This is a genomic window from Mycobacterium sp. (assembly GCF_035653355.1).
Taxonomy (GTDB): Bacteria; Actinomycetota; Actinomycetes; order Mycobacteriales; family Mycobacteriaceae; genus Mycobacterium.
This window is the reverse complement of sequence record NZ_DASRBZ010000106.1, coordinates 1-7,060: the sequence shown is the minus strand read 5'-3', so window position 1 is coordinate 7,060 and position 7,060 is coordinate 1. Positions and strand designations below refer to the sequence as shown.

Sequence of the window (7,060 nt, the reverse complement as noted above, 5' to 3'; positions counted from 1 at the left end):
CAGTTCGTCGCGTCGCAATTGGTGGGGGTGGTGATGGCGCGCTATGTCCTGGAGTTGGATCCGTTCAAATCGCTGCCCCCCGAACAGATTGCACGCACGATCGCGCCGAATCTGCAGCGCTACCTCACTGGGGAGCTGCCGGATTGGCCCGCGCCATGAGCCGCACGTGCTCGTCGTCACTGACCGCGGTGGCCTCGTCGACCAACAGCACCGGGATCCCGTCCTCGATGCGGTAGGCGCGGCGCAGCCGCGGGTTGTACAGCACCGCGCCGTCGGGTTTGTCGACCAGCAGCAGCGGGCCGCGGTCGGCGGGGCAGACCAGAATGCTCAACAGCGTTTCGTCGATCATCGCAAGCGCTCTATCAATGCGTGCCGAACAGCTCGGTGCGGACCGCTGCCGTGAACCGGCGGAATTGGTTGCCCGCCGCGTCGAAGTACCACACCTGGCGGCCCGGCTTGGGTATTCCGGCTGCCCGCAACCCGCTGACGGTGGGCCGGTAGGTGGCACTCACCGTCATCTCGGGCACCACATGCACGATGTCGGGTCCCACACCGATCGGCGGCATCTTGGCGATGGCCTCGGTCAGATCGGCGGCGGTGATGTTGGCGCCTGGCCGCAGCGTCACGGCCGCCACGGCCACCTGTCGGCCACGCACCGACACCCCATAGGTCACTGCGAGGTCAACGGCGGTGATGAAGCCCAGCGCATCGGTGATCGGCTCGCAGTAGACGATCCCGCGCGCAGTGCGGATCACCGAACCGCGCCGTCCCACCAGCCAGTAGTCCCCGTCGGGGTCGCGGCGGAACAGATATTCCGTCGATATCCAGGTATCGGCGGGTGCGAATACGCCGCGTTTGACTGAGGCGGTCGGGTCGATCGGCCCGCGGGGCTGGGCCAGCAAGACCCCGACTTGGTCGGCGTCGACGACCTGTACGAAGCCCCGCTCGTCTTCCAGGATCAGGTCGTGGTCGGCGTCGTAGGCGCCAAGCTCCACGCGGCTGGCACCGGGTAGCGGGCGGCCTTTGCTGCCGATCTTGGCGCCGGACACGTTGGCCAGCACCGCCTGCCCATCGGTGGTTGCGAAGAATTCGACGACGTGGGCGGGCGCGAACGTGTCAATCACCCGTTGCCACAACCCGGTCGGCATTCCCGACCCGATGAAGAGCCGCACCGGGTGGTAGCCCTGCAACGCGGACCCCGGATGGTCGATGACCTCGCGCAGCATGGTCCATGTGTAGGACACGACGGTGACCCCGTACTGACGGACCTCGGCGACGAACCGGTCCGGTTGCAGGCCGCGCGACAGCGCGATGCGAGCACCGCCGACCACCGCGCCACCGAGGCTGACCAGTAGCCCGGATTCGTGGTGCAGCGGCGTGAGGCAGTACACGGTGTCGCCGCGGCCCAGCGCGGCGGTGGAGGCCGTCCCGAACGCCGAGAGCGCCCAGCGGTAGTTGGTGATCTGCTTGGCAACGAGCTCGCCGCTGGCCGTGGTGCTGAACCCGATGAACGCCAAATCCCGTGCCAGTCCGGGGTTCTGCCGGTACCAGGCGGGAAGCTCGACGGCGTCGGGGTCGATCTTTTCCATGTCGATGACGTCGGCGTCCTCCGGCAGGTGCAGATCGCGGGACTCACCGCCGCCGAGCACCAGGATCTGGCCGGGGAGTTGGCGCGCGGTGTCGAGATTGGTGGGGTCGGTGACGATTTGGCTGACACCGCCGATGCGTGCTGCCGCGACCAGGTCACTGTCGGGTCGCATCAGCACGGCGACCGCGCCGAGCCGCGACAGCGCCGCGATGGCGACCAAGGCGCTGGGCCGGGTCTCCATCAGCACACCGACGTGGTCGCCCTGCCGCACACCGACTTCGATGAGGCCGCGAACCACGTTGTTGATGCGCCGGTTAACCGCCTCGTAGGTGTGGACGCGCCCGTCGAACAACAGGAATTCGCCTTGTGGCGCGTCGTGGGCCTGTTCGTCGATGATCCGGGCCAGCGAGATGCGGGTGTGGTCGTTGATCTGGCCGAGCCGGGCCAGCCTGGGCATTGTGCGCACGGTTTCCACGGCCAGGGTCCGCACCGATTTGTTGGCTGCGACGACAGCCTCCGCCGCGCCGCGGGCTAGGGTCAGCGCCACCTCGGATGCCTCCCCGACACCGTGCGCCAGCCGGGAAGTCAGCGCCACACCGGATTGCGCGGGTTCGACCGGCTGTTCGACCATCGGGACGATGTCGGCCGGCTTGTCACCGGATCCGGAGATCCACAGCACCCAGGCCGCGACGGTCGGCCAGGTCTGCTGTGCCGCTTTCGATCCGACGACCAACCCGAAATGGCCGACCCGCAAGCAGTATTCGTACACCTCGGCGTTCGGCGCCGCACGCCGGATGCCCCGCACCGCCGGCGGCTGGCCGATATCGTCGACTTCACCGACGAAGGCCAGCACGGGGCACGTGATGTCGGTCAGGGTCACCAGTTGGCCGTTGATCGAGAAACCGCCGGTCATCATCCGGTTGTGTGCGATGAACTGCTTGAGCAGCTCGGAGACTGCTGGACCCGACCAGGCGATCCAGCCCTCGGATTCCAGGAACCTGCGCTGCGGTTCGCGCGGCAGCAATGCTTCCCGGTCATGCAGTTGACGCAGGAAATCGATGCGGGCTTTCGCAGTCTTGAGCGGATCCATCAACTGGAAACCGGTGCGCGCCAACCAGCTTGGAATCGCCAGCCGGGTGAAAACATGGTCGGCCATGAAATTGGCGGCCGCGGCGGCCAAGTTGGGCGGAACGCCCATCGGCAGCGCGGCCAACGTGTCCACCGGCGACCCGAACGCCACAATGCTGGCGATGTTTTTCGAGTGGCGATATGCGGCAGCTTGATAGCAGAACATGCCCCCTTGGGAATAGCCCGCCAGGTGCACATCGCGACCGGTGACGTCGGTCGTGGTGTCGATAGCCTGGCTCAGCGCGACGATGTGGTCGGCCAGGGTGCGGCGCATGCCGCCCTCGACCTTGTCCGGTTCGCCGAAGTCGATGACCCATGGGTCCAGCCCGGCGGCGTGCAGGATGCCGACCGCGCCTTCTTGGCGGGTGACGTCCCACATGTTGGCCGACATCATCATCGGGTGCACCAGTAGCACCGGAGGACCGGCGGGCGGCTGGCCGGGGCGGCTGTCCGGCGGAAAATACCGCCGCAGCTTGTACATGGGCACGCTCTCGACGATCTGGAACGGCGATGGCGTGGTGCCGGTCTCCAGCCCACCCAGCCGCAAGACCTCCAGGCCGTTCTGCGCCGTGGCCATCAGACGCTCGACCGGCCGCGTGACCGCCGACAGTTTCAGATCCACTACCGCCTCCGCTATCAAGTATCGCTGCTGCAGGCAGGCCTGACAGCGTGGCAATCATGGCACATCTGTGGGCGTGGACCCGCGGCTTTGGCCCCCGCCGTAGCCGGTTAGGGTCGGGCCGGTGGCGCACCTGCTGGGGGCCGAGAACGTCCACCTCGAGTACCCGACTCGGGTCGTGTTCGAGTCGGTCAGTTTAGGGGTCAGTGACGGCGACCGCATCGGCATCGTCGGACGAAACGGAGACGGCAAATCCAGTCTGTTGGGTTTGCTGACCGGTCAGTTGCGTCCGGATTCCGGCCGGGTCACTCGCCGCAGCGGGCTGCGGGTCGGAGCGTTGAGCCAGGCCGACACGCTGGGCCGCGTCGGCACTGTCCGGCGGACGCTGGTCGGCGACCGGGCGGAGCACGAGTGGGCCGCCAACCCGCGCATCCGCGAGGTGGTCAATGGGTTGGCGTCCGACTTTGCTTGGGATGCAGAGCTATCCGCTTTGTCCGGCGGCCAGCGGCGTCGTGTGCAGCTGGCCGCACTGCTGCTCGGCGAGTGGGACGTGATCGCCCTGGACGAACCCACCAACCATCTGGACATCGAAGGGATCACCTGGCTGGCAAGCCACCTGCGGCAGCGTTGGGCGCGCAACACCGGTGGCCTTTTGCTGGTTACACACGACCGCTGGTTTCTCGACGAGGTGGCGACCACGACCTGGGAGGTGCACGACGGCACGGTCGAGCCGTTCGACGGCGGTTACGCCGCTTATGTGCTGCAGCGCGTCGAGCGCGACCGGCTGGCCGCCGCAGCGGAGGCCAAACGGCAGAACCTGCTGCGCAAGGAATTGGCCTGGCTGCGCCGCGGGCCGGCGGCGCGGACGTCCAAACCGAAGTTTCGGGTCGAGGCCGCCAACCAACTGATCGCCGATGTGCCGCCGCTGCGCAACACTGTGGAGCTGGCGAAGCTGGCCACCGCGCGGCTCGGCAAGGACGTGATCGACTTGCTCGACGTGTCGGTCTCCTTCGCCGGCCGGCCGGTGCTGCGCGACGTCGAATGGCGGATCGCTCCGGGTGAACGGACCGGCATCGTTGGTGCCAACGGTGCCGGCAAGTCGACGCTGCTGGCGCTGATCGCCGGGACCGTGCAGCCGGACAGCGGGCGGGTCAAACGCGGCAAGACGGTTCGGCTGGCGATGCTCGACCAGCAGGGCGACGGGATGGCAGCGGCGGCCGGTGATCGGGTCGCCGATCTGGTGGGCAGGTTGCGCAGCGGCTACCGGGTCGCGGACCGCGAAGTCAGCCCGACGCAGCTGTTGGAGCGGCTGGGGTTTTCCCGCGCGCAGCTGTCCGCGCGGGTGGGCGACCTGTCCGGCGGTTTCCGTCGGCGGTTGCAGTTGATGCTCACGTTGCTGGCCGAGCCGAATGTGCTGCTGCTCGACGAGCCCACCAACGACGTGGACACCGACATGCTCGCCGCCACCGAGGATCTGCTGGACTCCTGGCCGGGCACCTTGATTGTGGTCTCTCACGACCGATATCTGCTCGAGCGGATCACCGACCAGCAGTACGCGATTCTGCATGGCCAGCTGCGCCATTTGCCCGGCGGCATTGACGAATACCTACACCTGGCGGCGGCTGCCGGTGAGCGGCGTCCCGCCACTGCCGCGAAGTCCGAGACGACGTCAGGTGCTGAACTGCGCGCGGTGCAAAAGGAGGCGACAGCGCTGGAGCGCCGGCTGGCGCGGCTGGCCGACCAGATCGCTGGTAAACGCACTGACCTGGCCCAGCACGACCCGTCCGACCACATCGGGTTGACGCGGTTGACGCAGGAGTTGCTGGCGCTCGAAAACGACGTCGCGGCGTTGGAGGACCGCTGGCTCGAGCTTTCCGAGCTGATGGAGAGACGCTAGCGACGCAGCTGCTGTCGCAGCCGATCTGCGGTGTCGCGCACGCTATCCAGCTGCTTGCCGACCTGGATCGGCGCTGTGCCCCCGCGGGCGTCGCGCGACGATACCGAGCCCTCGACCGTCAGCACCTGGCGGACGTCCCCGGTCAGGGCAGGATGGATGGCGGCCAGCTCCTGGTCGGTCAGCTCTTCCAGCCCGACGCCGCGCTGCTCCGCTATCCGCACCGCCGCGCCGGCGGCCTCGTGCGCCGCGCGGAAGGGAACACCTTGCCGTACAAGCCATTCCGCCATATCAGTGGCGAGCGTGTAGCCTGCCGGCGCCAGCGCCGCCATCCGCTCCACATTGAACGTCAGGCTAGCCACCAGTCCGGCCATGGCCGGCAGCAGCAGTTCTAGCTGCGCCACCGAATCGAACACCGGCTCCTTGTCCTCCTGCAGATCGCGGTTATAAGCGAGCGGCTGTGCCTTCAGCGTCGCCAGCAACCCGGCCAGGTTGCCGATCAGCCGCCCGGACTTGCCGCGGGCCAGCTCGGCGATGTCCGGGTTTTTCTTCTGCGGCATGATCGAACTGCCGGTCGACCACGAGTCGTGCAAAGTGACGTACCCGAATTCCGTTGAACTCCAAATGATGATGTCCTCGGCGAGCCGCGACAGATCGACGGCGATCATCGCGAGCACAAACGCCGCCTCCGCGGCGAAATCCCGAGCCGCAGTCGCGTCGACCGAATTGTCTGCGGCTGCCGAGAATGCCAGCTCTTCGGCAACCACATCAGGGTCAAGGCCCAGCGACGACCCAGCCAGCGCTCCAGACCCATACGGCGATACCGCAGTGCGCTCGTCGAAATCGACGATCCGGTCGACGTCACGCAGCAGCGGATGGGCATGCGCGAGCAGATGGTGGGCCAACAGGATCGGCTGCGCGGATTGCAGGTGGGTTTTGCCGGGCATGATCGCAGTTGGATAGGCAGCGGCCTGCTCGGTGAGCGCGCCGACGACGTCGAGCACTCCGGCGGCCACTCGTCTTACCGCTTCGCGCAGCCACATCCGAAATAGTGTGGCCACCTGGTCGTTTCGCGATCGCCCGGCCCGCAGCCGGCCACCCAGATCAGGACCCACCCGCTCGATCAGGCCGCGCTCGAGCGCCGCGTGCACATCCTCGTCGGTGTCGAGCGGCGCAAACCTGCCGTTGGCCACGTCGTCGGCTAGGCGGTCCAGCGCGACCAACAGCCCGTCGCATTGTTCCTCGCTAAGCAGCCCAGCCCGGAACAACACCCGGGCATGCGCCTTGGATGCGGCGATGTCGTAGGGGGCCAGCACCCAGTCGAAGTGGGTGGACCGGCTGAGCGCAGCCAGCGCATCGGACGGGCCGTCGGCGAACCGCCCGCCCCACAGCGATCCCTGGTTAGTACTCATGGCTTTTCAGCACGCAAGTCCCTGCGGGCGGCCAGTTTCGACGAGAGCCCATGCACGTACACGAAACCCTTCGCCTTGGACTGATCGAAGCTGTCGCCCTCGTCGTAGGTAGCGAGGTTGAAGTCGTACAGCGACTCCGGGCTGCGCCGCCCGTTGACCGCGATGTGCCCGCCGTGCAACACCATCCGGATCTCGCCGGTCACATGCTCTTGCGTTTTGGCGACGAAAGCCTCCAAGGCTGCCTTCAGCGGCGAATACCACAAGCCGTCGTAGACCAGCTCGGCCCAGCGCTGATCGGTCAGCCGCTTGAACCGGCCGAGTTCACGCTCCAGCGTGACGTGTTCGAGCTCGGTGTGCGCGGTGATCAGCACCATCGCCCCGGGAGCCTCGTAGATTTCGCGGCTCTTGATGCCGACCAG

At 67.3% G+C, this 7,060-nt stretch carries 4 protein-coding genes and 2 pseudogenes; 2 read left to right on the top strand and 4 right to left on the bottom strand.

All coding sequences use genetic code 11. The features are described from left to right. Nucleotides 1-159: pseudogene (locus VFA16_RS03425) on the top strand (TetR/AcrR family transcriptional regulator); the annotation flags it as partial. Here VFA16_RS03425 and VFA16_RS03420 read toward each other — a convergent pair. Continuing rightward, nucleotides 125-349: a Trm112 family protein gene (locus VFA16_RS03420; protein ID WP_324966465.1), complete on the bottom strand. Its 225-nt coding sequence runs from the start codon at nucleotides 347-349 to the stop codon at nucleotides 125-127. The pseudogene VFA16_RS03425 and the gene VFA16_RS03420 overlap by 35 nt on opposite strands. 13 nt (nucleotides 350-362) lie before the next feature. Beyond that, the gene (locus VFA16_RS03415; protein ID WP_324966466.1) at nucleotides 363-3,293 is read right to left on the bottom strand and encodes an acyl-CoA synthetase; all 2,931 of its coding nucleotides are present in this window, start codon (nucleotides 3,291-3,293) and stop codon (nucleotides 363-365) included. A 166-nt stretch (nucleotides 3,294-3,459) separates the two neighbouring features. Here VFA16_RS03415 and VFA16_RS03410 point away from each other — a divergent pair, with 166 nt between their 5' ends. Next, complete coding sequence (locus VFA16_RS03410) at nucleotides 3,460-5,232, top strand: ABC-F family ATP-binding cassette domain-containing protein (protein ID WP_324966464.1); 1,773 nt, start codon at nucleotides 3,460-3,462, stop codon at nucleotides 5,230-5,232. Here the strand turns inward: VFA16_RS03410 and argH are convergent. Both argH and VFA16_RS03400 read right to left on the bottom strand, forming a co-directional pair. After that, complete coding sequence (argH, locus tag VFA16_RS03405) at nucleotides 5,229-6,641, bottom strand: argininosuccinate lyase (protein ID WP_324966463.1); 1,413 nt, start codon at nucleotides 6,639-6,641, stop codon at nucleotides 5,229-5,231. The two genes, VFA16_RS03410 and argH, sit on opposite strands and share 4 nt — an antisense overlap. Beyond that, nucleotides 6,638-7,060, bottom strand: a pseudogene (locus VFA16_RS03400) (argininosuccinate synthase); the annotation flags it as partial. The gene argH and the pseudogene VFA16_RS03400, both read right to left, overlap by 4 nt.